This is a genomic window from Bdellovibrio bacteriovorus (assembly GCF_041888015.1).
Lineage (GTDB): Bacteria > Bdellovibrionota > Bdellovibrionia > Bdellovibrionales > Bdellovibrionaceae > Bdellovibrio.
In genome coordinates this window covers 991,576-1,015,938 of record NZ_CP168968.1, presented here as the reverse complement: position 1 = coordinate 1,015,938, position 24,363 = coordinate 991,576, and the positions used below count along the sequence as shown (strand labels likewise).

Genomic DNA, 24,363 nt, shown 5'->3' with positions numbered 1-24,363 from the left:
CACCTCATACGATTTTCGCCGCCTTCAAAACCTGCAGATCATTTCCACTTAAGCGAACCAAGGGTTCCGCCAGATTTTCGTAAGGATTTTTCGTGCGCAGCAAAGCTGCCACTGTAGAAGCCGCCATTGTTGGTGATGGCATTCCTTTTTGATTATAGCCCTCAATCGGTGCGGCCCGCCCTTGGGTACCTGTATATCCTCCACCATGGCCAGCCTTATAGATATTGCCCACCACAAAAGGACCTTTTTGAATCGCACCGGAAAAAGCACTGGTGACCAACTGGTCAAAGCCATGGTCACTGCCCGAACCACTCGTACGAGCTGTGCGGTTGAATTCGGAAATCACCTGAATCACGGTTTCGGACCACAGATCCACACCGTTAACTTTGCTTTTCTTCAACTGGTCAATCAGCTCCAGCATGCCCGCACACAAAGCGCGATAGTAAGCCGTTGTGATCAGAACACCGGGAATGGAACCGGTTTCATGCATATCCTTAATGGCAAGATGCTTTGCAGTCACACCATTGGCAGCATCCATCATCGTTAAGTTGTCCGGATCCCCCATTTGCAAATTAAGGGTGCTGACCAGGCCTTCTTTCAAGACGTATTCCGCCAAAGCAAAGCCTTCGGCCAAAGCCCCCGGACAGGTCATTGTCTTAATGGATTCCCGAAGGTCCGAGTTTGCACCGATGGTCATTCCGCGATTGCCGTCAGCCACGTGAACTCGCCAGTGTTCACTCTGAGCTGAAATCATTGGGACATCATTAATACCGACCAAGCCCTGCTGTCGCAGGCTGGCCTCCATCAAACCACGATAGCGTGCGACAGCTCCATCCCAGTAAGCACCGATATTCCCAATACCCTTTTTCATAAGCGCCGAAGCATTGGAAAGATTTTTGGCTAATATACCTGCACCCGCAAAATCCGACTGTGCATAAGCACGCAGTCGCGCCTGTGCCAGCTCAAAGGACTCTTGGTTGCGCTCTTTCAAAGAACGGCCTTTGGTACGGCCGCCCTGTGGCCCCCCAAATCCCTCCAGCAGGGAGTTCAAAGGATTGCCCGTTAGCTTATTCAGAGCCTTTCCGTTCATGGAGGCATAGTTGCCATAAGCACCACGATCCGGCCATTCAATAGCTTCAAAAGTTTTCTTGGAATAATCGGCAGCCAGGCCCATCAAGGACGCCACCCCGCCGACGGGAGCCTGCTGAATAGTGGCGTTGAACAAGTGCCCGTCGAAACCCGTTCCAAAACCGCGCACCACCAGCATGTGATTCAATAAATCGGTAAGCGCACGACTTCCCGCAGAGGTCGTCACTGAATGCGAAAACATGTGTGGAACCAGGACGCCGTTATAGTTGAAGGTGGCATACTCGGTTCCCACCACTCGTCCGCCGGAAGACACAAATTTGGTAGCCACCATCGGATTATAGTCCAACTGAGGATCGGAAGGATTCGTGCGCATCCACGCATCAAAGGTGTAGCGCAAAGGCCCGCCCGCCATCAGGATATTGATATAGTTTCGAGAGCCTTCAGTGCCGTTGGCTTCGGCCTGGGCTTTATGAATAAACCCGGTGCTTAGGACATTCATCAGACGCTCAAAGGGTGTCAGCGCCAGAGCAGTTGATGCTCCGACGACAGCGCCACCGGCAATAAAGCCTCTTCGTGTCAGATTTTTTCCGTCCCCCATAATCCCCCCGGATTATTTCTCGCGATAGTTCACGTCGCTATAGTACTTGGAAGCCATAATCCGCTTCACCAACTGGCGCACGGACTGTGATTGCTGAAGCTCATCCCCCAGAGATTCAACAAACTTGCGATCTTCAATGGCTTCTTTCGATAGTTGCGCATTCAAAACTTCATTATTGGGATTTGAACGGTCATACAAAGCCACCGTAATCCCTGTAAAATACTGGAAGTATCTTTTGGCAGCACAATAGTAGTAGTCTTTGGTCTCACTCATGGCCAGCCCCAGACCACCAATTCCATTGACCGACTTGTCAATAAGTTGACCTGTCATCGAACGGAAATACAAACGACCGTTAGGAGTTTGACGGTGGAAGTTCGCCACAGGCTCTGAAGGCCAGCCACTTACGGAAGCAATTTCAGAACGATAGGTTGCCATATGCAAAGCCGCCTTGGCATGTGTACGGCCTCCGGCCCCGAATTCCGCATAGTCAGAGTTCCCCATCACCACGTTGCGAGCCGTGTAAGCCATCGGGTCCAACGTCGCATGGCACATCACGCAACTTGCCGAGTTACGGAAAGGTGCGGAGGAATTCCCAACTACATACTGAGAAATATCAGTTTCCCGCAAAGCCGGAAGCTGGGCACACAGGAATGATTCCATATTGGTCTGCGACCAGCGGCGTGGGACTTTTGTCGTTCCATTGGCTTCAAGCCCACGACCATGACCATAGTTCAGCATAAGATAGATCGGAGACCCCAGCACACCGCCACCTAAGTTTTTTAAAATATCGAAGCTGAAATTCAAACCTGGCTGATCGCTGGCGCGTTTGTCTGCCCCTAAAGGCTGCAAAGACATATTAGGAATAACGGCTGTTTCCGTCGTTGTACGAATTCCCACCAACTCGCCCGTTTCGATCTTGGGCAAATTCATGAAGATGGAATTGGTTGTGTCGGAATTACCATCGAAACCGCCACTCAAGGCTCGGAAATGGAACAAGTTTTCATTCATCCCACCGTTGTTGCCATAAATACGACGGCCCGGAAAATTCACAGACCACCCGATGGAAGCGCGCACACGAGCGTCGTCTTCTCTTTGAGCCCGAACGCCTTGATTTGCGGTGATCACCTCTGAATATCGGGAACCTCGAGCGAACATCGCACGGGTCAAAGCCAAGCTGGGTTCCGTGGAATCATAAATATCCACCGTTCCGCGTGACATCTCTTCGCTGTATTCCTGAATTTGCTCCATGGTGTTTGAAGTGAACCAGGTGCGATGAAAATTATAGAAAGTATTTAAAACAGAACGCGCTTCTTTGTCAGAGCGATTGATCAAAGGACCACTGGCATCCAGCTCGGCCTTGTCCAACAAAGCATTGCAGGCATCCAGAGCGTGCATTTTCCCGGCGCGAACCTGAGCCATGGTTGCATGGCCCAGCGGCACCGGCTTCCCGGTTAAATGGGAGTAACATCGATTGTATAAGCCGACCTCGCTCGTTTTCTGCGAATACGCGGGCCCTGCCAGAAACAGCAAGCTTATTGATAGATATTTTAACACGGTCATTCCCCCATAGAAGTTTCCGCGAATCTTCTATTATCTTATCGGAGAAACACTCCCTAACTCGACCCCACCTCCCGAGTTGAGACAAGTTTCACCAAAAAAATTGTTCCGTGTGCCTCAAAAAGGTACGGACTTACTTTTGGTAGCGCCTCAGCGTTAAACGCGATGCTGCTACCAAAAGTAAGTCCGTACCTTCGGGGCTAAATAAGAAAGGCCCGGAGATATCCGGGCCTTTGAGGTGATCATCTATTTCTCATTTTTACTGTTGAATGTCTTCCATAGTCATATCCATATCAAAATGGCTTAGATATGAACTATTAATAAACCAGTTATAAGAACTTGTGTAAGCGCCCTGGAAGAAGAATTTTTTATCAGCACCAAGGCCAATTCCACTATTTCCAGTGCAAGCAGGAGTGCCTTCACCGTAACACTGGTTATTTCCATTAGCATTTTGCCAAGCTGCCGGACCGGCATTCTTATTCCACCACTGACTTAGAACCTTACGACCCGCAACAGGCGTTCCCAGGATAGAGGCATAAGACGCATAAGTTGGATCGTCCATATTTGCACCGTCTCCCCATACGAATGCCATGTCCTTGACATCTGAAGCGGTCAGAGTCGTCGCATCAATGGTACCACCAAGATACAAGCGAAGGTGACGGCTGAATGTTTCTGTTGTCGGAGTTGCAAAGCGTCCCTCATAAGCCACCTTCCCGGAAACACCCGGCTCTACATAGACGGCGAACACTTCTGTTCCATTCTGCTCTCCGGCAAGAACCAGTGCCTGATGAACAGCCACTGCTTTTGCACCAGCATCATCCTTCACCAAAATCGTCATACCTGGGGCCACAGCGGAAATCGCGCCGTTGAACTTGATTTGCAGTGATTTTGTCCAAGCACTGTTCACAGTCACTGCACCCAGTTTGTGAGTTGCAGAGATATCCGCAGCTGTAATATCGACTGAGAATGAAGTGCCGCCAAACTCCTGCTGAACCATATCGACGAAGGCCTGGGAAAAACATGCTGTCGAAAAATTCATCGTTGCCGCACGCTCGACTCCATCAAATGTCAGGCTCCCTACCGAGCAGACAAAACCTGTCGCCTGCGCAAAGGCCCCAAGCAGTGTGTCCGGCCCATTGCTCTTTGTTCTGGTCAAGCAGTAAATCTGTTTTGATGCCCAATCCGGATCATTATGATCTTCAAAGAAGCCGCCTTCAGTACACGTAATAGCCGCAGCAAGATAGAATGGTGATGATTCCACCTTCGATGCTGCAACAAAACCTGGAGCAGAGCTGCCGCTGGCTGTAGCTGTTTCTAGCGCTTTACCCACCGAGGTCATCAAAGTGCTGATTTGATTTGCTGATGCCGGCGGCGTCGACGGCGCACTATCTGATGATGAGCTGCAAGCGCTCAAATAAATGGCTGTGATCGCCAAAACTGCCTTAACTAGAACTTTCATGTATTCTCCTTATTGTTGGGTAAAAAAATCTTATATTTGTTAAATTCAAAATCTGAAAATGCGCCGGTGGGGAATATTTTCTAATCTTTGATTTCCGAAGCTGCGCTCTTACGTTTTTGCAAATCTTTTAGCTCATCCTGAAGTCGCCGCAACTTGGCCTGTAAGCGCCGCGACTGAAGGCTAGACTCCGGCCTGCCCGAAAGTTCTGTTTCGATAGCGAGGACTTCCTCTTGTTTCTTCGCCAGCGAAGCCTGAACCCTTTGGGCTTCACCAGCAAAACTACCGCTGGCCAAAACAAATCCCAAAAACAGCAGAGCCACTTTGCCTGCAGGCAAAATTGATTTAAATGCCACGAAGTCCCCCAAACACCGCTTTTTAGCTTGTGTTGAAAATCCTCGTTTATGCTATTTGACGTCGAGACATCGACTGTGAAAAAAGAAAAAAATGTATGAAAACCAGACCATTTTCGACTAAAAATGGTGCGGACTTGCAGGTCTGCAATCAAAAGCGCTTACAGTGCAAGCGCTATAAAGATAAACCTAATTCCAATGATTCGAGAGCGATCTTGCGGAAGTTCACATCTGCATCCAGGTCCGCAAAAAGAGCCCAGGTGCTGGCAGAGTACACAAAGGCCCAGAAGACATCTTTATTCATCTGCAACTGATGCTTTTTACTAAAGACACGCCCCTCCCGTGAAATGGCCTTGGCATAATCACGAGTGAAACGGAAACGTGTATCTGACAAAAGATGGACATGCGCCTTCAGCAGGAAAGTCCAAAACGCATCAAAATCAAAATCCGCACCTTCTTTTGCAAAGAGTTGCGGGGCCATCGTTCGGCATTTCTCGTAGTCGCGATCCAGAAAGGCCCGATAGAACCTACTTTCGACTTTCATTCTTTCGCGTGGATAATTGATGACTCGGCCAAAATCGAGAATCACGACTTTGCCGTCAGCAAACATGAAGTTTCCCGGATGCAGATCCGTGTAGGTCAGACAATATCCAAAAGCCGCCGTGGACAAAGCCCCCAGCAGGCTTTCAGCTGCGGCATTTCGCTGCTCCTGCTTGGCGCGCGCCACGAAGCTCTGAAAACTTTCGGCCTTCACATACTGGGTGACCAGGACACGGTCGCGAACTAATTCCCGATATACGTAAGGCACAATGATGCCGGGAAAATCTGAAAGAATGTTACGGAACTTTTCCTGATTCAAAGCCTCTTGGGCATAGTCACATTCCTGCAGTAAAGCCCGGCTGATTTCCCCAGTAATTTCGTTTTCCTCTTTACCCAAGAAGGCCGCCAACGACTGAATCAGCTCCAGCTTTCCAATTTGTTTTTTTAGCGTCTCACGAATATTGGGATGCTGGACTTTGACTGCGACCTCGTCCCCGTTCGGCAAACGAGCATAGTGAACCTGCCCCAAACTGGTGACCGCCAAAGGCTCTTCTCGCCAATGAGGAAAGACCTCATTCAGGGGCTTGCCGTACTCTGCCTCAATGACTCTTTGAATGACTTTGTGTTTTTCAGGCTTACCTCGGGACTGTAAAGTCCCCAAGGCCTGACGAACCTCCATCGGAAGCCCCATCTCTAAAAAACTGGCCAGTTGAGCAATTTTAACTGAAACACCCTTGCGACTTTGCAGCGAGCTCACCAAGCGCTGAATAAACATGCGCTTAATCTGTCCGCTTAAACTATTAAGTGAAAGGGTATCCTCCAGATATTCCTCCATCCCTTCGGATAACGAATGCAGCTCGTGCTGATCCAATCCTTGATTGGAGATATTCAAGGCCGCACGGATCTCGCCCAGAAGCGCCTCAGTTTCCTTGGAATTTCTTTTTTTCTGAATCGATGGCAGGGAATCCTCGTAAAGATCCATCAATCGCAAAACCGGTCCCGGAATAGCACGCACTCCCGTTTCCCAACACGCAATCGCACCGCTGGAGACTTGAAACTCTTTCGCAAATTCCCGTTGGGACAATCCTAGCTTTTCGCGCAATTGCACCATTCGTTCTGCGGGATGCATCCCTTGATTCACACTCATAGCGTCCCAAGTATAATCAGACTTTAACAGTTCGCAAGTTACGTTCCTTAGGACTCGACAATATTTTTCCCAACAGCAAAAAAGAAAACCCCACTGAGTTTATCAGCGGGGTTCCAATTTTGATCGTTATGACATCTGTATTATTTGATGTCTTGCAGGGACACAGACACCATCGTGGAAACTCCACGTTCTTGCATCGTCACACCGTACAACTTACCAGCCACTTCCATGGTGTGTTTATTGTGGGTAACAACGATGATCTGAGAACGTTTCGCCATCTCACGAACCAGGTCGTTGAAACGGAATACGTTGGCGTCATCAAGTGGAGCGTCAACCTCATCCAGCAAGCAGTACGGAGAAGGTTTCACAAGGAAGATCGAGAATACCAGCGCCACCGCTGTCAACGCTTTCTCACCACCCGACATCAAAGACACGTTTTGCGTCTTCTTGCCCGGAGGACGAGCCATGATCTCGATACCCGCTTCGCCTTTTTCTTCATTTTCAATCAACGTCAGATTCGCCTCACCACCACCGAACAGAACCGGGAATACGCGAGTGAAACGGTCGTTAACCAAATCGAAGGTCTCTTTAAAGCGTTTGGAACAGATTCTGTTGATACGATCGATCACTTTACGAAGCTGTTCTTTGGCTTCTGTCAAATCCGCGTGCTGTTTCGTCAGGAACTCATAACGTTGAGCTGTTTCTTCGTACTCTTCGATCGCAGACAGATTGACTTCACCAATCTTAGCCAGCTTTTCACGCAGGTCTTTCAACTGAGCATCCGCCTCAAGGAAGTCACCTTCACGGTCCGCGTATTTTTCAACAACGTCCGGAAGATTCAGCATGTAACGCTCACGAATTTGATCGATGAGGTACTGCTCTTTCATTTTAGCTTGCTCCAGCTTCAACTGGGAGTCATTCATTTTGTGCTGTCTTTCATTGCGTGCACGCTGGGAAGACATGGCTTCATCTTCAATCGCGCGAGCAGTTTCGGACATCACTTCGTATTCGTCTTTGGTGCGGCCGACTTGCAGTTTTAGCTGCTCAACTTCATCCAAAAGACGTTCAAATTCGATTTTCTTTTCTTCCAAAGCCATCTGGCTTTCAGTCATTTGAGAGTTGTACCCTTGAGCCTCTTCGCTCATACGAGTCAACTGACTGTCCAAATCATTCAAAGACTTGGTCACCATCTCAAGCTGTCTCAAAACACCTTGGTATTCCTGAGTTTTAGAAGCAGATTTCACCTGAAGCTCTGTCACTTCAGCCTGCAAACCGTCAAAGCCCTGACGGGTGCTGTTCAACTCTGTGTTCAGAGTCTCAACTTCCATCTCCAGAAGAACTTTCTTCTCGCGAGCTTCCAGCAACGCCGAATTCAGTTCTTCCAGTTTGGCTTCCTGAACTTCAACCTGTTCCGTGATCTTCTTCAGTTCACGCTCTTGTCTTTCCACCGCTGTTTGAGCGTTGACCAGTTCATTTTCAGCGCGTTCCAAGTCCTTACGAAGCTCGGTTACTTTGATTTCCTGTTCGATTTTGCGTTTTTGTGCGCCTTCGAAGTCATTCAGGACATTGTTCAACTGCTCTTCGGTTTTCTTCAAAGCCGCTTGAGCCAACGCCAATTTCCCAGCGAATTCGTCTTTTTTCTCGGACAATTCTTTGATTTCACGACGACGTTTCAACACGCCAGAGTCTGCGGATTCAGAAGAACCACCCGTCAAAACTCCGTCAGCCGTCAACGTATCACCGTCAACAGTTACGAAAGTCCAACCCTCATAACGAGGACGCAAAGCCAAAGCCGTGCGGATGGAATCCACAATTGCCACACCGTCAAGCAAGTAAGCCACTGTGTTCTGGAACTTGTCAGCGGACTTCACAACGTCTTTCAGGATCGCCTGAACGCCAGCTTCAGAAACCGGAGCCGACGCACGGTTCAGACCTTTGCCATTGTCGTTGGCAGACAGGAAGCTGGATCGACCGGATTTATTTTCTTTCAAATGAGTGACAGCGTCCATCGCGATATCAGAATCGGAGGACAGAAGCATTTGCAGGCGAGAGCCCAACGCCGCTTCCATAGCCACTTCATATTCAGCCGGAACTTCAACAACCTCAGAAACCGGTTGGAAGTGAGTCACAACAGAACCATCCGCCATCATTTCCTGAGTGCGTGTTTTCTGCCACAACATGACCTGCTTCACGCCCTCTTGGAAACCTTCAAAGTTGTTTTGCAGGTTTTCCAAGCCGTACAAGCGGGATGCCACTTCGTTCAAGCTGTCTTTAAACTGTTCCACTTCGGCTTTTTTAACCGCAGCGGAATCCATAAGAATTTTTTTGTTGGCCTCAAAGGAATCAACATCGTTCGCCAGATCCAATTGCATCTGACGTTCTTTATCAAGTTCATTGAAGACCTTCTTGCGACGGCCTTCGAACTCCACTTGTTTTTCACGAAGCTCATTCAGAACCAACTGCTCGTTGTCCTGGCGCTCAGTGATGTCAGCGATTTGTGCTGTCAAAGAATTCACACGAGCGTCCAAAGAAGACTCGGACTGACCCACCGCAAACAATTCACGGCGCTTGGTCGTCAGTTCTTCATCCACAACAGAGATACGAGAATTGGAGTTTTGGAAGATGTCGTTTTTCTCAGTGAAAGTGGTCGCCAGTGTTTCAGCTTCCTCTTTCAACTCAGTCACTTGCTCGTCCAACGCGGCTTTATCACGAGTCAGAAGCTCTTTGCGGGCTTCTTGCTCTTGAAGGATGGTGCCGGTCATTTGTTCATTACGGCGAGCCTGTTCGATTTCAAAACGAAGTTCCTGGATTTCCATTTCCTTCTTTTGAACCGTGGACTGCTTGTCGTGGAACTGAGTTTGTTGTTCTTCCACCATTTTTTCTTTTTCAAGAATTTGCAGTTTCAGAACTTCCAGCTGGCCCTGCAAAGTGGAAAGGTTTGTTTCGCCTTCCACTTCCATGCTTTGCGCTTCATTGAAGATCGCTTGAGCTTCATCCGCCGCGCGCTTCAACTCAATATACTGAGCCGACGACAACCACAGATCCAAATCTTCGATTTGGTTTTTGATATTGCGGTAACGTTCTGCACGCTGAGCTTGTCTTTGCAAAGAATCAATTTGGCGTTTCAACTCGCCGATGATGTCTTGCAAACGCACCAAGTTTTGATCCGTAGAGATCAATTTACGTTGAGATTCTTTTTTACGAGCTTTAAACTTCGTGATACCCGCAGCTTCTTCAATAAGCATACGACGGTCTTCAGGTTTCGCAGTGATGATCTTACCGATCATACCTTGAGCGATGATGGAGAAACCTTTGGAACCCGCACCAGTATCCATGAAGATCTCTTGAACGTCTTTCAAACGTGCAGGTTCTTTATTCACGAAGTACTCACCTTCACCGCTTCTGTACAGGCGACGAGTGACCATGATTTCGGAATGTTTGATGTATTTGGCAGGGAACGCGCCCCCGTCATTTTCCAAAGTCAGAGAAACTTCGCACATCCCCAGCGGCGCATACCCCTCAGCACCACCGAAGATAACGTCCGTCATCTGGGAACCACGCAGGTCCTTGGCAGACATCTCACCCATGACCCACATAAGCGCGTCAACGATGTTGGATTTACCGCAACCATTAGGTCCGACGATACCTGTGATACCAGCATCAAAGTGGATCACCGTGCGGTCTTTGAATGACTTAAAACCAATCAGTTCAATCTTTTTAATTCTCAAGGTATATTCCCCTCTTGAGTACTTCCCCTCAAATACGCGCCTTTAGTCTAGCTAGACCAAAGACCATTAGAATTTCGCGAGTGTTGAGAGTCATGTCAACCATAGCCTCTCAAAAGAAGCCCTAACGCTGAAAACTTAAGCAGACTTACAACCGATTTACATGTTGCGTTGGGATTAGAAAAGGTGCCTGGTTGTTTTTTCTGGCTACGGCGCAGCAGAAATCAGAGTTTCTTACGAGCACCACATCATCTAGGCCCACAGACTTTAAGAGAACAACAGATCCACCACCTGATGCGATGTAGCCAGAAAAAACAACCAGGCACCTTTTCGGGAAACGAAAAACGGCGCGCCGAGGGGGTCGGTGCGCCGTTGATTATTCTGAACTCAAAGAAGGATTCTAGATTACATGCACTGTACTGTTTGACCTTGCTGATTCTGAAGCACAACACCGGATGGGCAGTTGTAAGTCACACCGCAAGTGATCTGAATACCCTGCCAGAAGAAGGTCTGACCATTACAGTTTACAACAGATCCACCACCAACACCTGAGGTGCAGTAATTTTGTGGAACTTGCTGACCCGTTGAAGTTTGCACACAGTAGCCATATTGATTGTAAGAATATCCATTGGTAGTGCCTGTATTCGCGCAAAGATTATTAGCAACTTGATAGTTGTTTAAGTCACGGCACTGATAAACACCCTGGGTAGTACCACTACCGTAGCAGTAAGAATTCGGCACTTGCGCATTGTTGCTGATCTGGAAGCAACGATACGAAGAAGCATTTGCATTCACCGTGTTCGAGTTCCCATTGTCCTTGCTACAATTTACCAAACCGACAGTCATTGCTGTCAGAGCCAAAGCTTTCATCATCGTCAGAATATAGTTTTTGATTTTCATAAAATTTGTTCCTTCTCTATGCCTATCCCTAAAGCAAATCCACGGCCACAATGAGGCCAATGAAGAATCCAACATAGATTTCAAGGATTTATAAGACCATGTAAGAAAGATGGAGTAGATTCAAACTGTCTGATGCCTGGACAGTGACGACAATTGTCGTTTTGAAAAGGCTTTAAGCAACTTTACATTGTTCCACAATGAAACAAACAACTTAGGACTATGGACGAACTCTAGACACTTTTTAAAAGGGCCCTCACCAACCTCTTCCCTGTGTCATTCCCGTCCGGGTTTATTTAGATCCGTCTCCCAATCACTGGTCCTTGGACCTAGTACACATTGGAGAAGCTTTAAAGACCTATCGTAGCTGTTTCATCTGGAGAAGGATCATTAAGATCACCACCAGAATCACTAAAAGCTCTTTAGTAATCTTCAAAACGCGCCGAAGACGCAAATAGGTATGTTTGCGCATCGGACACCTCCTGTTTTTATCGGACAGGAGATCCACCAAAAGCGAGGTTGGCGAAGACCAAACTCGCTTTTGCATTTTTGATCCCAACTCTTTACACTTCCGGTGTCGGGCGCGACAGCTTGCGGGCAATCAGACGACAGGCTACTTCCATAGGGTCACTCCACGCTGCGGGACGATCACTTAATAAAGACACCACATCCTTTCGTCCGAAGACCCGCGCCAAATCCAAGGCAGTCATTCCGTGGGGATTTTTAAGATCTGTCATCGCTCCTTGCGACAGCAACAGCTCAACCACCCCGACATGCCCCTTAAAGCAAGCGCCCATCAGGATGGAATTCCCCATATCATCCATGGAGTTCACATCAGCCCCATGCTCGATCAAAAGCTCCGACGCGTGTTCCTGATCATGATAGGCCGTCAGCATCAGCAACGTGTGGCCCTTATGATTGCGGATCTCTATGTCACCGCCAAAAGCCAGATACTGCCGCAAGGCCTCACAGTTCCCCATCCGGGCCTCTTCAAAAATCTGCGGTTCCATGACCATCGTTCTTTTAAATTCTTCCCAGGTAGGCATATAAAACTCCTTTAATTAATGATGAGAGGGCGTACGATGCTCTGAATCCGAATACACTCGCAGACCCATCAGTTTTGCCAGGCCCAAACCATAATCCTGATGAACCCGCATAAAGACATCAACCTGCCGGCGCACGATCTCTTCCGGCACCTGGCCCCCCTTCATGTGTTCCGCGATATTGTTCAACAACTGATCCTTCTGATCCGGAGTCATCAAATTGAACAAAGCCCGGCATTGGGAATAGTCATCGTTACCTTCACGGTGGTTAAAACGATCCATGGTGGCATCATCCAACCGCAGAGGCGGCTCGCGATATTGCTCTTGCTGAACCGGTCCTCCATAGGAATTTGGTTCGTAGAATGCATGGTGATACTCTGGCGTATCAAAGCGCATAGCCCCATCCAGATGATAGTTATGAACCTCCACTTGGGGTTTATTCACCGGAAGCATTTCATAATGAGTTCCGATGCGATAGCGATGAGCATCGGCATAAGCAAAGGTCCGCGATTGTAGCATTTTATCCGGCGACCACGAAATTCCAGGCACCATGTTGTTCGGATTAAAGGCCGCTTGTTCGATCTGGGCATAATAGTTTACAGGATTACGATTCAGCTCAAAATGCCCCACCTCCATCATCGGAAAATCCCCGTGCGGCCACACTTTGGTCAAATCAAAGGGGTTGTAGGCCGTCTTCTTCGCCTGCTCTTCTGTCATGATCTGCACATAGAATTTCCAGCGCGGAAAATCCTTGGCTTCAATGGCATTGTAAAGATCCTCCTGATGACTTTCCCGCGTGCGCCCCACTAAATCCGCCGCCTCGTGATTGCGCAGATTCCGAATGCCCTGCTGAGTTTTAAAATGAAACTTCACCCAGTGACGCTCGCCCTTTTCACTGATAAAAGAGTACGTATGCGAACCAAAGCCGTGCATGTGCCTGTACGTCGCCGGCAAGCCCCGATCCGAGAACAGGATCGTCACCTGATGACAGCTTTCCGGGCTTAGCGACCAGAAGTCCCACATGGCCGTGGGACTTCGCAAATTGCTGCGAGGGTCGCGTTTTTGCGTATGAATAAAATCCGGGAACTTATAAGGGTCCCGCACAAAGAAAATAGGCGTGTTATTCCCCACCAAATCAAAATTGCCTTCTTCTGTATAGAACTTCATGGCAAAGCCGCGCACATCACGCTCGGCATCTGCGGCGCCACGTTCTCCAGCCACTGTGGAAAAGCGAATCAACATGTCCGTCTTTTTGCCTTTTTGCAGAAATTTTGCGCGCGTGTATTTGGAGATGTCTGAGGTGATGGTCAGCGTTCCAAAAGCTCCAGAACCCTTGGCGTGTACGGTCCGCTCGGGAACGCGCTCGCGATTTTGATGAGCCAGCTTTTCAATCAGCGCCACATCCTGCAGAACCAAGGGACCACGCGGTCCTATAGTCATAGAGTTTTGGTTATCAACCACGGGAGCCCCCGCCGTCGTTGTCAGACCTTTTTTCGTGCGAGCCATGATGCATCCTTTCGTGAGTTTTAAAAGACCCAAACAGGATAAGGAGCAAGAGCTTTAACTTTGAATGAGGATTCGTTAATGTTGTTACCTAGCGGCAACGAAGGACAACTCTATGCAAAGAAACAAGAGCGCACCCGGATTTTTCCAGAACCAGAGACCAGCAATTTAACATATTTTTTATGCGCAAAACGCCGCTTTTTACTCGGCCTTGATTCCCCAGACGATAAGATCAAGTACAGGAAGGAGGCCCCATGCAATACAAAAAGCCAGAGGCAGAATACAAACCCAAAAAGACCAATTCAGAGATCGCTTTTTCGGTCCTGATCGCAACCTTGGTCTTCGGAATTCTTGTGACGTATTTTACGAAATAGTGACCCGAAAAAAAAAGGCCCTCTTGAAGAGGGCCCTTTACTGGCATTTAAATATTTAGTGCAACTTTTTACCAACCAACGCCGCTCGCGCCGCCGCCAGTCTGGCAATAGGCACACGGAACGGAGAACAAGACACGTAGTCCAAGCCCACGCGGTGGAAGAATTCGATGGATTCCGGATCCCCCCCCATGCTCACCGCACACACCGACTTTCAAGTCCGGTTTCGCACGACGACCCAAGTCCACACCCATTTTCACCAATGAACCCACGCCCACCTGGTCAATAGACATGAACGGATCTTTTGGCAGAATGCCTTGAGAAACGTAAGAGCCCAGGAAACGACCCGAGTCATCACGAGAAAGACCCAAAGTCGTCTGAGTCAAATCGTTCGTGCCGAAGCTGAAGAAGTCCGCATGTTCTGCAATGGCATCTGCGGTCAGGGTCGCACGAGGAAGTTCAATCATGGTTCCGACTGTGTATTCAAACTTCACGTTCTTTTCAGCCTGAACCTTGTTCACTTCCTTGATGGTTTGACCACGAAGTGTCTCTAGCTCTTTATCCGTCGCCACAAGCGGGATCATGATTTCCGGAGCCAATGTCTTGCCTTCAGAGATCAACTGCGCTGCTGCTTCCGCAATCGCACGAACCTGCATGGTATAGATCTCTGGATAAGTGATCGCCAAACGGCAACCACGGTGACCCAGCATTGGATTGAACTCATGCAAAGATTTTACTTTTGCACGCAGACGATCAAAGTCTGTGCCCAAACGTTTCGCCAATTCTTTTGTCTCTTCATCTGTGTGAGGAACGAACTCGTGCAATGGTGGATCCAGCAAACGGATCGTCACCGGCAAACCATCCATGATCTTGAACAATCCATAGAAATCTTCACGCTGCATTGGCAACAATTTCGCCAAAGCTTTTTCGCGATCAGCCTTATTGTCAGCAATGATCATCTCACGAACAGCATCAATGCGATCTGCACCAAAGAACATATGCTCAGTACGGCACAGGCCGATACCTTCTGCTCCGAAATTGCGCGCGGTTTGCGCGTCTTTTGGAGTATCGGCGTTAGTACGAACTTTCAGTTTACGGATGCCATCAGCAATCTTCATGATGCGCTCGAAGCTGCCATCCAATTTAGGTTCGATGGTCTTAACTTCACCCAGATAAACTTCACCAGTGGAACCATCCAAAGTGATCACATCGCCCTTCTTCAGAACGTAGCCTTTCACTTTCATAGTTTCATTGCGGTAATCCACTTCGACGTCACCACAACCAGCCACACAGCATTTACCCATACCACGAGCCACAACCGCCGCGTGAGAAGTCATCCCTCCGCGAGTTGTCAGGATCCCTTGAGCCGCGACCATCCCCGCGATGTCTTCCGGAGAAGTTTCAATACGCACAAGAATGACTTTTTTGCCTTGTTCTTTCCATTCAACCGCTTCTTCGGATGTGAAGACGATTTGTCCATTCACACCGCCCGGGGACGCCGGCAAACCTTTGGCCAAAGTGGTTTTCGCCGCTTTAGGGTCCAATGTCGGGTGAAGCAACTGATCCAAAGCAGATGGATCTAGGCGCAGGATCGCTTCGTCCTGAGTGATCAACTTTTCATCGATCATATCGCAGGCAATTTTCAATGCTGCCGCTGCGGTTCTTTTCCCATTACGGGTTTGCAGCATCCACAAAACGCCACGTTCAATAGTGAACTCGATGTCCTGCATGTCGCGATAGTGAGCTTCCAATTTTTTATAGATTTCAACCAGCTGACCGTAAGCCTTTGGCAGAGCTTCCTCCAGGGACAACACGCCTGCAGCCGCAGCCGCCACTTTCGTAATTGGCTGTGGAGTGCGGATACCCGCAACAACGTCTTCACCCTGAGCATTGATCAGGAACTCGCCATAGAAAGCTTTTTCACCCGTGGACGGATTGCGCGTGAACGCCACACCCGTTGCAGAGTCATCACCCATGTTCCCGAAGACCATGGATTGAACATTCACGGCCGTTCCCCAGGCCGCTGGGATGGAGTGCAATTCACGGTAAGTGATCGCACGCGGAGTATTCCAGGAATGGAAGACCGCAGAGATCGCTCCCCACAACTGCTCCCAAGGATCTGCCGGGAAAGACTGGCCGGTCATCTGATGAACCAGATCCTTGAACTTCTTCACCAGAAGTTTCAAATCATCCACGGTCATTTCCGTATCAAGTTTATAGTGTTTTTCTTCCTTCAAATCTTCCAGAGTCACTTCCAGAAGAGAAGAGTTCATACCCATCACAACATCAGAGTACATTTGGATAAAACGACGGTAAGAATCCCACGCAAAACGAGGATTGTTGGAGGACGTCGCCAAACCCTCCACCGTCTGGTCATTCAGACCCAGATTCAGGATGGTGTCCATCATGCCCGGCATGGAAGCGCGAGCTCCGGAACGCACGGAAACCAACAGTGGGTTTGCCACGTCACCGAATTTTTTGCCGATTTTGGCTTCCACTTTTTTCATGGCTTCCAAAACAGAAGGGCGCACCCATTCAGGCAGTTTGCCACCGGCCTCATAGAAGTGAGCGCAGATCTCTGTGGAGATCGTAAAGCCCGGAGGCACTGGAATTCCCAAGGAGGTCATTTCAGCCAGATTGGCCCCTTTACCGCCAAGGATATTCTTCATTCCCGCATTGCCTTCGGAGTCACCCGCAGCAAAGAAGTACACGAACTTCTGAGGAATGGTGGATTTGGTCGTTTTATTTTCAGAGTTTACATTCTGGTGCATTAGTCTCCCCCACCGAAAAGTAAATTGATTGTCTGTACGCTGTAATAAAACATCGCTAACCCCTTAATTTCAATGAAATTTATTGGCGCACCGAGGCTCTGGTGAATAGAGCTAAGATTCCACCCTCCGGGGCTGCGGAGACTCACGGAAAAGCACACATTTATCGAGCACTTAGACATTTTTACAGGCCAACACAATACTGACACATTCCTGACGCCAAGAACCCGTCATGCATGCTAGAAGAGCGCATTCACAAAATCCAAAGGAGAAAACCATGAAAGCACTTGCGTTCGCTCTGACCCTTCTTGCTGCCAATTCGTCTTTTGCCTTCCCAACCTGCACCCAGTTGGAAGCTCTTATGATCGCCGAAGTGGCCTCTGTAGAGCCTGTTTCTGAAACTCAATGCCGTGTAAAGCTGGCTTGGACCGGCAACTGGATGTTCAACTCCTCTTACGTTTGCCCCTTGGATATCGATGAAGCCAGCTCCTTTGGTGTGATCACGTCCTGCGACTACAAAACTGGCGACCAAATCAGCGGTGTTGTCTATCGCAATGTCGACGGAGACCCAGCCTTTTTGTCTCTGTACTAATTACATCCATGTGATTTTTGAATATTAACTTATTTTTTATTCACTTACCAAAAATCACATCGGTTGTTAAAAGCCAGTTCGTCATCACACATGGGGAGTTATCAAATGAAAAAGTTCATTCTTATTCTGTCTCTGTTCGCAGTTTCCACATCTTTCGCCAAAGGCCAAAAGCTGGAAAACCTGAAAGAGCTTTGTGCCTTGGAAGCTGAACACGAAGAGGACTATGAAAGCATCTTCAACGAACAAAGCACTTTGGACATCAAGGAAATCAACTCACTGACCGCGTTTGAGCTGGGTTTGGTGAATGCTCACCTGGTACAAGAGCAGTACACTGCAAAAGATCTGACTTTCGCGGAAATCAAAGCCCTGTTCTCTGAAGGCGGCGAGCAATCCTACAACGACCTGCACCTTATCACTTTCAAATCCAAAGTGACTGGCCGCACTTACATTCAGGTAAAAACTTGGCCGGGTGACAACCCATACGGTTTGATCTTCGACGCCAAAACAGGCAAAACGCTGGCTCACAACGGTGACGACAGCATCGTGCTTCTGACTCAGAATGGTCCTTACTCCTGCTGGAGCTTGAACAAATAATATCCTCTAAAAGGAAATAAAAAAGGGAGCGTAAAACACTCCCTTTTTTGTTGCTGCTTCAGCTTGCGCACCACTGGTGCTCCAGCTCTGCCGGCTGGAGCCGAGCTTACTGATTGAAGGTCTTCAGTTTTGCCGCGATGTACGTGTTCAGTTGAGAAATCGCCACGCGCTCCTGAGTCATCTTGTCACGGTGACGAACCGTCACCGCCTGGTCGTTGATGGTGTCAAAGTCCACAGTCACACAGAACGGTGTCCCAATTTCATCCTGACGGCGGTAGCGCTTCCCGATGGACTGGGATTCGTCGTAGTTCACGTCGAAATCTTCCGCCAGTTGGTCACGCAGCTTTTCAGAGATGGAGCTCAGTTCTTCTTTCTTGGACAAAGGCAAAATCGCCACTTTGTATGGAGCGATTTCCGGGTGCAAGCCCAGAACCACACGCACGTCCTCTTTACCCGCCTCGTCCGTGGTGATTTCCTCACGATAAGCATCGCAAAGGAATGCCAGGAACAAACGGTCACAGCCCACGGCTGTTTCGATCACGTAAGGGATGTACTTCTTTTTATTTGGTTCGTCGAAGTACTCCAGGTTTTTGCCAGAGAACTTCATATGCTGAGTCAAATCGAAGTCCGAACGGTTGTGGATACCTTCCAACTCAGAGAAGCCCATTGGGAATTTGTATTCCACGTCCACGGCGGCACGTGCATAGTGCGCCAGCTTGTCATGGTCTTTGAATTTCAAATTCTCTGGCTTGATACCGAACTTGATATAGAAGTTCCAACGGCGTTCTTTCCACTCGTTAAAGAATCCTTCGTCCGTGCCTGGCTCTACAAAATATTGCATTTCCATCTGTTCGAATTCACGAGTACGGAAAATAAAGTTCCCCGGAGTGATTTCGTTACGGAAGGACTTACCAATCGCAGCGATACCGAATGGAATCTTATAGCGTGAAGACTGCTGACAGTTCTGGAAATTCACAAAATGACCTTGTGCCGTTTCCGGACGCAGGTAAATCACGCTGGCAGAATCTTCCAACGGACCCATGTGAGTTTTGAACATCAAATTAAAATTGCGTTCTTCAGACAGGTTTTTGCTGCCGCAGTTCGGGCATTTCTTCTCATTGATGTAAGAATCCGTGTTATCCGCACGGAAACGAGTTTTACAGTCTTTGCAATCCACTAAAGGATCAGAGAATCCATCAACGTGCCCAGATGCTTTCCACACCGTTGGGTGCATCAAAATAGCTGCATCCAAGCCCACGATATCCGGACGACGAGTCATGGCATTCCACCATGCACGTTTCACATTGAGCTTCATCAATGAGCCCAGAGGACCGTAATCCCAGCAACTTGCAAGACCACCATAGATCTCACTGGATTGGAAAACAAAACCACGACGTTTGCTGAGGCTGACAAGAGTATTGAGGTCCTCACAATGCTTAATTTTCATACAGAACTCCACAGGTTGGGTTTCAAGTTAATATGGGGTCTAGAACCAGTCAAGAAATCAGGGTCCTCCCTTGCCTGAGGCCGGGTCCTCGGAGAAGCTATTCCTATGCAGCGCATCCGAAAAAGCTTCTTCCTGACCACCCTTTTTTTGAGCCTTTCCATCCCGCAAGCACAGGCCGAGTCTGTGTCCAAATTCGTGACCAACGAAGAAAAGATCCGTGACGAGATGATCGTCATTTCCCGAGAACTGGGCGTCACCTGCAACGCCTGCCACAATGTCCAAAACTTCAAAGCCGACGACAAAAAAGCCTTCAAAGTCAGCAAAGAGCACATGAAATTGACTCAAATGTTGAGGGACAACGGCTTAGACGGAAAAAAAGGCCCGAAAGCCACCTGCTACATGTGTCATCGCGGAAAACTGATGCCCGACTATAAAGAGCCCGCTAACGCAAAGGCTTTCTAAGCATCCCTCTTTTTTACAGCAAAAAACCTTTCCGACGAACCTTAGTCGCCTCTCTTTCGTCTAAAGTGACATGCCCTCCAGTCCCCTCGTTGACTCTCGTTAAACTTGGGGAAAAATGAATTGTGCGAAAGGACTGCCATGAACCTGATTGACCTCTCGATCCGACGCCCGGTGTTTGCATGGGTACTCATGTTCGCTCTGATTGTTTTCGGAGCCATCTGTATGAACCGCATGGGCATCAGCCAACTGCCCGACGTTGATTTCCCGGTCGTCAGTATTTCTGTGGACTATGAAGGTGCCGCCCCTGAGGTCGTCGAAGCTGAATTGCTGGACCCTGTCGAGGAACGCCTGCTTGCGATCGAAGGAATCAAGGAAATGAGATCCTCGGCCCGCCAAGGGTCTGGTTCTGTGACTTTGGAATTCGATATCAATCGCAACGTTGATGTTGTTTTGCAGGAAGTACAAACTGCGCTCAGCCGTATGCGCTGGCCTCCCGGCGTGGACCCGGCAACAATCCGCAAACAGAACCCCGAGGAAGATCCGATCATTATTCTGTCCGTTTTCGGCGAAGCTCCGCTGCGTGAAATGATCAATTGGACGGAAAACTATCTGCTGGACCAAGTCCGCTTCCTGCCCGGTGTGGGTGAGGTCAGTATTGGCGGCTTCAGCCAACGCAACCTGCGTATCTGGGTTGATACCAAGAAGCTGGAATCCTTGTATCTGACCCTGAACGATGTTGTATCTGCGATCAACACCCAACACTTGGAAAGTGCTGCGGGTCAGTTCACCGAAGGCGAGCGCGAATTGCGTGTTCGCTGGTTGGGTGAGGCTTCGGACGTCAACGAAGTCGCCAATATTCAAATCTTACGCCGAGGCGGGCAACGCATCTTTGATCGTGACATCTTCATCAAGGACGTCGCCCGGGTGGAAGATGGCCTTTCCGACGTCCGTCGCACAGCCCGTGTTGATGGGCGGCAGGCGGTGTCCATCATCGTCCGTAAACAGCGTGGCACCAATGAGGTCACCGTCGCCAACGAAGTGCGCGAAAAGCTGGAAAGCATCAAAGGCACTTTCCCGGAAGGTTTCAATTTCCGTGTGAACGTGGACTTCACCCGCCCCACCGATGCGACCGTCAACCTGACAATTGAAAAGCTGTGGGTGGCCGCTCTGATCACCATCCTGATCTGCTTCCTTTTCCTTGGCAACGTCCAGGCCGCCATCAACATCCTGTTCTCGATCCCGACCTCCATTGTCGGAACGTTTATCATCTTATATTTTTCAGGCTTCACGCTGAATCTGTTCACCCTGCTGGCGTTGACACTTTCGATTTCTATCGTGGTGGATGACGCCATCATGTTGCTGGAAAATATCATCCGGCACTATCGTATGGGGAAAGGGTCAGCCAAAGCCGCCTCGGACGGTTCTAAGGAAGTTCTGCCTGCGGCGGTGGCTGCAACTTTAGCGGTTATTGCGGTGTTCCTGCCTGTGGTTTTCATGGATGGGATCATCGGTAAGTTCTTCTTCCAGTTTGGCGTTACGATGAGTGCCGCGGTTTCTTTGTCTTTGCTTGAAGCCGTCACTATCACACCGATGCGTGCCGCAGCCCTGCTAAGCACTGAACCCAAAGTTTCCAAGCTGGAACACTTCCTGGACGAATTGTTTGAAAAATTCGCTCACTCTTATCAGAAAGTTCTGCACGGAACTTTGCGCTTTAAATATCTGGTGGTGCTGGGCTCGGTGATCTTCTTTGCGGTGTCCTTGGTTTTGGTCAGCAAGGTTCGCCAGGAATTCGTTCCGGCGCAGGATCAGGATTTTATTATTCTGAATGCCCAGATGCCTCCGGGCACGTCACTGGAAGCCACCAGCAAGGCCGCCGAAAAACTGGAAGCTGTTCTGAAGGGGGACGCAACCGTCGAAGGATTTGTTGTGTCTGTCGGAGGGGGCGGTGGTGGTTCCAACGTCAATCAGGTCTTCATGCCGGTGGCCTTAAAGCCCCGAGCGGATCGTAAAGAAGGACACCTGCAGATCATGGATCGCTGGCGTAAAGAATTCCGCAAGATCAAGGACATGCGTGTGTCGATGCGGGATATCTCTGCGCGCAATCTGTCTTCAGGTCGTCAGAATCCTGTCGCCATCAACTTGCGCGGGCCGGATCTGGATGTCCTGTTTGCAAAATCCAACGAACTGATGGATCGCCTGGAAAAAGAAAATCTGGCCGTGGATCTGGATACGGATTTCCGTAAAGGGATTCCAGAACTGGTCCTGACTCCGGATCGAAAAGCCATGGCTGCGCGTGGTGTTTCTGTCGAGGACGTTGGCGCAATTCTTTCCGCCGGCGTCGGCGGTCTCCGTCAAGGGCGCTATACCGCCGACGGACGACGCTATGACATTCGTTTCAAATTCCTGGAAGAGCAGATCCAAAAGCCTGAAGACTTCAAGCGTCTGTATGTGCGCAATAACTTCGGCAATCTGGTTCCACTTTCTCAGTTGGTGAAAATCGAAGAGAAAAAAGCCATCCAGGGCATCAGCCGTGTGAATCGCCAGCGCGCTATTTCCGTTTTCGGAAATCTGTCTCCGGGGCAATCCCAAGCCGCGGTCTTGGAAAGAACCAGTGCCATTGCCAAAGAGATTCTGCCACAAGGATATTCCTTTGCCCTGGAAGGGGCTTCGGCGGGCTTTGCGGATTCCTTCAAAAGTCTTTACTCTGCCATGATGGTCGGAATTCTGGTGGCCTACCTGATTCTGGCTGTTCAGTTTAATTCTTTCATCCATCCCGTTTCAGTTCTAGTGGCGCTGCCCTTCTCGGTCACCGGAGCCCTGGTCGCGTTGTGGATGTTTGATATTTCCCTGAACCTGTTTAGCTTTATCGGTTTGATTGTGTTGATGGGTATTGCCAAAAAGAATTCCATTCTGTTAGTGGAATTCACCAACCAGGTCCGACATCGTGGACAGGCCGACATATCCAAAGCACTTTTGGAAGCCTGCCCGATCCGCCTGCGCCCGATTTTGATGACTTCGGTCGCCACTGTCGCTGCGGCTTTGCCTTTGGTTATCGGTCATGGTATCGGTTCTGAAACACGTATTCCAATGGGTCTTTCCATCATCGGGGGAACCATTGTTTCAACATTGCTGACGCTGTTTGTGGTGCCTGCTTTGTATTTGATGCTTTCACCACTTGAAAGCAAAAGGAAAAAGGTCGAACTGTGAAGATTGTAAAGCGAACCCGACGAACAATTTACTTTGTGTTGGGTTGGCTGTTCCTGAGCTTGGGGATCATCGGTATTTTCCTGCCACTTCTCCCGACAACGCCGTTTCTTTTACTGACAGCCTTCTTCTTTGCCCGCAGTTCCATTCGCTGGCACAAATGGCTGCTGGCGCAACCTCACATGGGCCCGCTGATTCTGGATTGGCAAAAACACGGGGTCATCCGCACACGGGCCAAGATCATGGCCACGGTGCTGATGGTTCCTTTGGTGTCGATCTCCCTTTTCTTTGGCGACGTTCCACTGTACGCCAAGGTCAGCGCGGCTGTGGTTTGCTCCTGCGTATTGGCTTTTATCTGGACCCGTCCTTCGGCCCGAGACTGACAAGAGACGGCATTTCGACGTATCAACCTAAGATTTTGTCTGTGACCTCAGCTATAACCCATCTGACGTGTGCACGAAGCTTGCTCCTTGAAAAAGGAATGAAGGAGTGTGCATGCACTGGCCTCGTTTGATTCTCATTTTGGGACTGCTGTTGTCCGATGTTGCGCAGGCGCTAACGGCCTCACCCCCCTTGCCTGGCGCTGAGACTGCAGAAGGTTACTATCGCCTGATCAGTGGTACCGACAACTGCCCCACAGAAGTGGAGTGGGCGGAAGACTGCGACGGCTTCGCTCTGTATCCTTCTTCGCAGGGAGCCTCCATGGACACCATTCGATTCTGCCAGATCAACCGGGGATTTAAGGTTCTTCAATCACCGGGAAAAAAGGTTCTGCGCGAAGTGGTCAGTCGCGACAACTACATCACTAAAAAAGAGACGACCCTTTATTTGGATAAAGACAACTCTCTCAGCTTGCTGCAAGAGGACACTGTCATTCAGGACGGTCCCAAAAAATTCCTATGGGAACACAGCCGTAATGGGCGAGGCTACAGCTGTCTCTACACCAGGTAGTGTATTCCTCGAAACATTCTTTTTGTCTCAAAGTGGGAATATGAGCTTATTGGCTAATTGCAGGTC

The 24,363-nt window shown here is 49.2% G+C and carries 16 protein-coding genes and 1 pseudogene; 6 read left to right on the top strand and 11 right to left on the bottom strand.

All coding sequences use genetic code 11. The features are described 5' to 3' along the window. Nucleotides 1-4: 4 nt before the first annotated feature. The 10 genes and pseudogenes from ACES2G_RS04995 to ppdK all read right to left on the bottom strand — a co-directional run bounded on the left by ACES2G_RS04995 (nucleotide 5) and on the right by ppdK (nucleotide 17,050). A complete protein-coding gene (locus tag ACES2G_RS04995) occupies nucleotides 5-1,687 on the bottom strand; it encodes a hypothetical protein (RefSeq protein WP_374001470.1) in 1,683 nt (560 codons plus the stop codon). A 12-nt stretch (nucleotides 1,688-1,699) separates the two neighbouring features. After that, nucleotides 1,700-3,106 carry a hypothetical protein gene (locus ACES2G_RS04990; RefSeq protein ID WP_347356565.1) on the bottom strand — a complete coding sequence of 469 codons (1,407 nt, stop codon included), beginning with the start codon at nucleotides 3,104-3,106 and terminating at the stop codon, nucleotides 1,700-1,702. Between the two features lie 397 nt (nucleotides 3,107-3,503). Continuing rightward, nucleotides 3,504-4,703: a hypothetical protein gene (locus tag ACES2G_RS04985; RefSeq protein WP_374001469.1), complete on the bottom strand. Its 1,200-nt coding sequence runs from the start codon at nucleotides 4,701-4,703 to the stop codon at nucleotides 3,504-3,506. Nucleotides 4,704-4,783: 80 nt separating this feature from the next. Further along, the gene (locus ACES2G_RS04980; RefSeq protein WP_347356568.1) at nucleotides 4,784-5,056 is read right to left on the bottom strand and encodes a hypothetical protein; all 273 of its coding nucleotides are present in this window, start codon (nucleotides 5,054-5,056) and stop codon (nucleotides 4,784-4,786) included. A gap of 172 nt (nucleotides 5,057-5,228) precedes the next feature. After that, the gene (locus ACES2G_RS04975; RefSeq protein WP_374001468.1) at nucleotides 5,229-6,740 is read right to left on the bottom strand and encodes an AarF/UbiB family protein; all 1,512 of its coding nucleotides are present in this window, start codon (nucleotides 6,738-6,740) and stop codon (nucleotides 5,229-5,231) included. A 140-nt stretch (nucleotides 6,741-6,880) separates the two neighbouring features. Next, nucleotides 6,881-10,468, bottom strand: a complete 3,588-nt coding sequence (gene smc / locus ACES2G_RS04970) for a chromosome segregation protein SMC (protein ID WP_374001467.1) — start codon at nucleotides 10,466-10,468, stop codon at nucleotides 6,881-6,883. Nucleotides 10,469-10,870: 402 nt separating this feature from the next. Beyond that, a complete protein-coding gene (locus tag ACES2G_RS04965) occupies nucleotides 10,871-11,365 on the bottom strand; it encodes a hypothetical protein (protein WP_374001466.1) in 495 nt (164 codons plus the stop codon). Nucleotides 11,366-11,925: 560 nt separating this feature from the next. After that, nucleotides 11,926-12,408 (bottom strand): ankyrin repeat domain-containing protein, encoded by a 483-nt coding sequence (locus tag ACES2G_RS04960; protein WP_347359160.1) that lies wholly within the window; start codon nucleotides 12,406-12,408, stop codon nucleotides 11,926-11,928. A 15-nt stretch (nucleotides 12,409-12,423) separates the two neighbouring features. Then, complete coding sequence (locus tag ACES2G_RS04955) at nucleotides 12,424-13,911, bottom strand: catalase (protein ID WP_347359161.1); 1,488 nt, start codon at nucleotides 13,909-13,911, stop codon at nucleotides 12,424-12,426. A gap of 426 nt (nucleotides 13,912-14,337) precedes the next feature. After that, nucleotides 14,338-17,050: pseudogene (gene ppdK, locus ACES2G_RS04950) on the bottom strand (pyruvate, phosphate dikinase). A gap of 274 nt (nucleotides 17,051-17,324) precedes the next feature. On the opposite strand from ppdK, the gene ACES2G_RS04945 reads away from it, so the two are divergent. Together ACES2G_RS04945 and ACES2G_RS04940 are read left to right on the top strand one after the other, a co-directional pair. After that, a complete protein-coding gene (locus ACES2G_RS04945) occupies nucleotides 17,325-17,639 on the top strand; it encodes a hypothetical protein (RefSeq protein ID WP_347359163.1) in 315 nt (104 codons plus the stop codon). 105 nt (nucleotides 17,640-17,744) lie between these two features. After that, nucleotides 17,745-18,233: a hypothetical protein gene (locus ACES2G_RS04940; protein WP_347359164.1), complete on the top strand. Its 489-nt coding sequence runs from the start codon at nucleotides 17,745-17,747 to the stop codon at nucleotides 18,231-18,233. A gap of 106 nt (nucleotides 18,234-18,339) precedes the next feature. Here ACES2G_RS04940 and ACES2G_RS04935 read toward each other — a convergent pair whose 3' ends face one another. After that, nucleotides 18,340-19,680 (bottom strand): glycine--tRNA ligase, encoded by a 1,341-nt coding sequence (locus tag ACES2G_RS04935; RefSeq protein ID WP_374001465.1) that lies wholly within the window; start codon nucleotides 19,678-19,680, stop codon nucleotides 18,340-18,342. 105 nt (nucleotides 19,681-19,785) lie between these two features. Between ACES2G_RS04935 and ACES2G_RS04930 the strand changes: the two genes are divergently transcribed. The 4 genes from ACES2G_RS04930 (at nucleotide 19,786) to ACES2G_RS04915 (ending at nucleotide 24,297) form a co-directional block, all read left to right on the top strand. Beyond that, nucleotides 19,786-20,142: a photosynthetic reaction center cytochrome c subunit family protein gene (locus tag ACES2G_RS04930; protein ID WP_347359166.1), complete on the top strand. Its 357-nt coding sequence runs from the start codon at nucleotides 19,786-19,788 to the stop codon at nucleotides 20,140-20,142. 189 nt (nucleotides 20,143-20,331) lie between these two features. Continuing rightward, on the top strand, nucleotides 20,332-23,349 hold the full coding sequence (locus tag ACES2G_RS04925; RefSeq protein ID WP_374001463.1) for an efflux RND transporter permease subunit: 3,018 nt from the start codon (nucleotides 20,332-20,334) through the stop codon (nucleotides 23,347-23,349). Further along, on the top strand, nucleotides 23,346-23,729 hold the full coding sequence (locus ACES2G_RS04920) for a YbaN family protein (protein WP_374001462.1): 384 nt from the start codon (nucleotides 23,346-23,348) through the stop codon (nucleotides 23,727-23,729). Before ACES2G_RS04925 ends, ACES2G_RS04920 begins: the two co-directional genes overlap by 4 nt. Nucleotides 23,730-23,841: 112 nt before the next feature. Beyond that, nucleotides 23,842-24,297 (top strand): hypothetical protein, encoded by a 456-nt coding sequence (locus tag ACES2G_RS04915; RefSeq protein ID WP_374001461.1) that lies wholly within the window; start codon nucleotides 23,842-23,844, stop codon nucleotides 24,295-24,297. Nucleotides 24,298-24,363 lie beyond the last annotated feature (66 nt).

Bases quoted from the DNA above. Each gene is read 5' to 3' on its own strand.
- ACES2G_RS04995 (WP_374001470.1), bottom strand. From the start codon at position 1,687: ATGGGGGACGGAAAAAATCTGACACGAAGAGGCTTTATTGCCGGTGGC.
- ACES2G_RS04990 (WP_347356565.1), bottom strand. From the start codon at position 3,106: ATGGCTCAGGTTCGCGCCGGGAAAATGCACGCTCTGGATGCCTGCAAT.
- ACES2G_RS04985 (WP_374001469.1), bottom strand. From the start codon at position 4,703: ATGAAAGTTCTAGTTAAGGCAGTTTTGGCGATCACAGCCATTTATTTG.
- ACES2G_RS04975 (WP_374001468.1), bottom strand. From the start codon at position 6,740: ATGAGTGTGAATCAAGGGATGCATCCCGCAGAACGAATGGTGCAATTG.
- ACES2G_RS04965 (WP_374001466.1), bottom strand. From the start codon at position 11,365: ATGAAAATCAAAAACTATATTCTGACGATGATGAAAGCTTTGGCTCTG.
- ACES2G_RS04960 (WP_347359160.1), bottom strand. From the start codon at position 12,408: ATGCCTACCTGGGAAGAATTTAAAAGAACGATGGTCATGGAACCGCAG.
- ACES2G_RS04955 (WP_347359161.1), bottom strand. From the start codon at position 13,911: ATGGCTCGCACGAAAAAAGGTCTGACAACGACGGCGGGGGCTCCCGTG.
- ACES2G_RS04945 (WP_347359163.1), top strand. From the start codon at position 17,325: ATGAAAGCACTTGCGTTCGCTCTGACCCTTCTTGCTGCCAATTCGTCT.
- ACES2G_RS04940 (WP_347359164.1), top strand. From the start codon at position 17,745: ATGAAAAAGTTCATTCTTATTCTGTCTCTGTTCGCAGTTTCCACATCT.
- ACES2G_RS04935 (WP_374001465.1), bottom strand. From the start codon at position 19,680: ATGAAAATTAAGCATTGTGAGGACCTCAATACTCTTGTCAGCCTCAGC.
- ACES2G_RS04930 (WP_347359166.1), top strand. From the start codon at position 19,786: ATGCAGCGCATCCGAAAAAGCTTCTTCCTGACCACCCTTTTTTTGAGC.
- ACES2G_RS04925 (WP_374001463.1), top strand. From the start codon at position 20,332: ATGTTCGCTCTGATTGTTTTCGGAGCCATCTGTATGAACCGCATGGGC.
- ACES2G_RS04915 (WP_374001461.1), top strand. From the start codon at position 23,842: ATGCACTGGCCTCGTTTGATTCTCATTTTGGGACTGCTGTTGTCCGAT.